4 protein-coding genes are annotated in these 3,622 nt (G+C 63.5%); 2 read left to right on the top strand and 2 right to left on the bottom strand.

The window, feature by feature from the left end; genetic code table 11:
* On the bottom strand, window positions 1-538 hold a 538-nt coding region (locus ACLP9N_RS02225), incomplete at its 3' end, for a glycosyltransferase family 2 protein (RefSeq protein ID WP_442405864.1).
* 378 nt (window positions 539-916) lie between these two features.
* Here ACLP9N_RS02225 and ACLP9N_RS02220 point away from each other — a divergent pair.
* Entirely contained in the window at window positions 917-1,402 is a 486-nt protein-coding gene (locus ACLP9N_RS02220) for a hypothetical protein (protein WP_442405863.1), read from the top strand.
* Window positions 1,403-1,491: 89 nt separating this feature from the next.
* On the opposite strand, the gene ACLP9N_RS02215 is transcribed toward ACLP9N_RS02220, so the two are convergent.
* Window positions 1,492-2,916 (bottom strand): glycosyltransferase family 87 protein, encoded by a 1,425-nt coding sequence (locus ACLP9N_RS02215; RefSeq protein WP_442405862.1) that lies wholly within the window; start codon window positions 2,914-2,916, stop codon window positions 1,492-1,494.
* A gap of 464 nt (window positions 2,917-3,380) precedes the next feature.
* On the opposite strand from ACLP9N_RS02215, the gene ACLP9N_RS02210 reads away from it, so the two are divergent.
* Window positions 3,381-3,622 (top strand): hypothetical protein (locus tag ACLP9N_RS02210; protein WP_442405861.1); only part of this gene is annotated, 242 nt, incomplete at its 3' end.

The raw sequence follows: 3,622 nt of genomic DNA, 5'->3' as shown, positions 1-3,622 counted from the left end.
GCCGTTCGGGCATGGCGATCAGCAGATCCAGCACACGACGTGTGATCAAGCGGAAATCACCCGTGTCGCAGGGGATATCAACATCGGTCATGCGGCCGATCAGCCGGTAGAAGATCGCGGCAGTCGCACGCTTCAGCATGCCGTCGCCATCACGCCGGCGGCGCTGTCCGTAGACGACGTCGGCGCCGTCGTCCATGAGCGCCATCATCTCGGGCAACAGCTCGGGCGGATCCTGCAGGTCGGCGTCGATGATGAGCACACGCTCACCGCGGCACACGCTCAGCCCCGCGGTGAGCGCGAGCTGGTGCCCATGGTTGCGCATCAACCGCACGCCGACGACACGCGGATCCTCCACGGCCGCCTTTTCGATGATCTCCCAGGTCCGATCGCTGGAACCGTCATCGACCAGGACCACCTCGCTGGTTCCGCCCAACGAATCCAGCACACCCCCGACCCGGCCGAGAAACAGCGGCAGCACGTCTTCCTCGTTGAAGCACGGCGCGACCACCGAGACCGCCGGGCGACACAGCACGGTCATGGGCGTCAGGGTAGTTCTCAGGTACGCTTCGCGCCGGGATTTTGGCAAATATCGCCTGACGACTTCGACAAGCCGTTACTCAACGGTTACAACCTCGCTCGATGCTGCTGCCTGACCAGGGAAAATACCGCGGGCCGGCGGCTCGATGCAGACTCGTCACACCGCACCACCCCGACTCTTTGAGTCTGCGAGGTGGGCTGGCTCGGCGCCGACGTTTGGGTGGGCACCCCGGTCGTTCGGCTCCGATGCCTGGCGGTCTGGTGGTCGCCTCAGCCGGGCGAGCTACAGCGGCCTGACCAGCCAAGGAGATTCGTGCGCGTCTGAGCACGTCATCACACCACACTCAGCACTGCCAACGGCTCTCTACGATTGGCGATCATGATGCGCGCGACGGCGGCGGCCGCGGTTATGGCCTTGGTACTCAGCGGCTGTTCGCTGCGGGACATAAACGACGCGTTCCGCCCGTTACCGCCGACCGGCACGAGCACTTCGTCTTCAGGCCCGACACCGCTCGGGACCGGGCCCCGGTCGCAGGTAGTCACGCAGCTGACGATGCCGCCGGGCTCGGAGCTCGCGCAGAGTCTTGACACTTATTTCGAGAATTGGATGGTGGATCGCAACCGCGACAGCGTGGAGTCCTATTTGGCACCCCAGCTGCCGGTTTTCCGCGAATTCGACGGACGGCCCTGGTGCAAAACGGCGACGACCGAATTCAACGGAACGAAGGAAACGAAGTGGGTGTGGGGGGCCGCGGATACCGGGCTGATGATATTTGTCACGGGGAGCACCGATTCCGATCACTCGCGGGTGCTCGTCGTGACTGGTGCGACGGCGGGCAAAAATGCCACCGGATGCACGCGGTGACAATGCTACGCAGTCGAGAATGCCTGCGCTCGTAGAACATTGGGACTGGTCGATTCACTGACTATCCCGCCGGGGCGCAGCTGCCGACTTCAGTTCGCCGGTTGCCGAATTGGTGCCGGCCCCTCCAACGCCTGAGGGCCTGGTCTTCGTGCGTAGGAGACGAGGATGGCCGCGCAGGTAACCAACCACAGGAGTGACGTCACCGCGACCGTTGTGGGAACCAAGGGCGCGGTGCCGACAATCCCGATGGTTCCCTTCTGTCCCGCGATCAACGCCTGGGTTGGCGGGCTCGGCAAGGCGATCCACGCGATGCTCAGCGACACGGCCAGGCTCACCCAGATGCCGACGGCGCGACGGTGGTCACCGAGTTTGGCGAGGCGGTCGAAGATCCCCCATCCCGGCGGCCCGTCCGGGTCGCGAACCACCAACGCGGCGATGGGGAGGGCAAACACCAGGTAATACTTGAATGCCTGGAAAGGAAAGAGTGTGGCCATGGGCAAGAGTGCGATGCCCACCATCACCGGGGGAATGCGCCGACCGAGAAGAAGCACACAAACCACAAACAAGGCGAGCACGCCATACCCGAACAGGGGGGCGACGCGATTGGTGACGTGGAAGAGCCCGCTCGCGAACGAGACGTTATACGGAGAGGTAACCGCATAAGGCGAACCGCCGTAGCCCAAGACACCGTGGATCGATTGCATGATGTTTCGCGGAAAGTCGCGTGGCCACAGCAGGTACGCGGCGAGATTGGATATCACCACCCCACCGAGCGCGAGACCGCCCAACCGCCATTGTCGGCACGCGAACAACGCGACGGCAAGGATGGCAAACTGCGGTTTCAGCAACGCGGCCAAGACCACCGTGATCGTGACTAGCCGCCAGCGCTCGCGGCGCAGCGCCAGCAGGAAGACCAGTGCGATCGGCGCCAGGAACCCCACCGAGTTGCCCCGATCGATCACCGCCCATGCCGGCATGGCCGCGGCGCCCAGCACCACGAACACCACCACCCGTTCCAGGCCGCGTGCCCCCCGGGACGCCCAGAACGCGGGCGCGAGGACCGCGATCGTTAGTGCGAGCAGGTAAGCAATCAGCCCAAGCTTTGGCGCGCCCAGCAACTTTGCGGGAAGCGCGAACAACAAATGCGGCACCATCGCGGCCGCCGGATAGTTAACCCAGCCCGCCTGGTAGTTATCCCAGGGTAAGAAGGTCGGGTAAGGCCCCCAGGGATTGGGCCGCATACCTTCGTCCGCGGTTATTGCGTAGTCGCTGAAGCAATGCCGGCCGATCTGCGCGCCCCAGTCGAGCCAGCAGTCTTCGGCGACTCCGGTAAGAGAGGCAAGTACGTCGACGGAGTAGTACTGCGCGAGGACGAAGCCCGTCACTGCCGACACCACCGACGCCAGAAGGACCGCGCCGAGCACAAGTGTGCGCTCCGATTGGCGGCCGACCGTTATGAGTTGATCCCGGATCGCTGTCACCGCCCCCCACATCACCTCGGCGGGTCGCTTCAAGGGCGTTCTCCTCGGTTGGATTCGGCCTGTATCTGGCTTCGCGATAGATTCGCATCGCACAGCCAGCACCTTCGGGGTCCTCGACGGGTTGAGTCTGCCGGTGTTGTCGATGGTGGGCAAGTCTGCGTTGGCGGGGTCGTTCGGGGCCGGGTGCCGTGCACACTTCGCTGGCGTCGGCGGGGGACGGAAGTGCTTGGCCGCGAAGTGAAGTACTCGCGGAGGTTGATCGAGTAGCGACAGATCCGTTTATGATCGGTAACCAGCCCGCCTTGAAGGCCTGAACCCGTTCTAGGTCGGCATGGACCAACACCCGACCGATTGCGGCCGGGTGCACCGGGTAGGTTTGTGTGCCGGCTGGTGCATACTGCCGAGGCGTATGACGCCATGCGTGGATGAGTCCCATCCGAGCATGCCAAGCCGGTAAAACTACACGGATTTCGAACTCATCACATATGGTGACGCCGATGACAACCTCGCGTACCACCGCGGAAAAGTTGCTCTTCGCGGTCATGGTTGCGGGTTCGATCGGCGTCCTCGCGCTCGCGGTTTTGCCGATGCGCCTGGCACTTTCGCACTTTGTCGCGGAGGATATGTTTTATTACCTGACCGTCGCCCGCAACGTTACCGACGGACACATCGTCTCCCTCGACAGCCGCAGTCCCACCAACGGTTTTCATCCACTCTGGATGTTGATTTGTGTTGGCAT

The sequence above is a fragment of the Mycobacterium sp. genome, assembly GCF_052144515.1.
Lineage (GTDB): Bacteria > Actinomycetota > Actinomycetes > Mycobacteriales > Mycobacteriaceae > Mycobacterium.
The sequence above is the reverse complement of the archived record's forward strand: the minus strand, read 5'-3'. Positions and strand labels throughout refer to the sequence as shown.

Coding starts and splice junctions, on each gene's coding strand:
- ACLP9N_RS02220 (WP_442405863.1), top strand. CDS start 917: ATGATGCGCGCGACGGCGGCGGCCGCGGTTATGGCCTTGGTACTCAGC.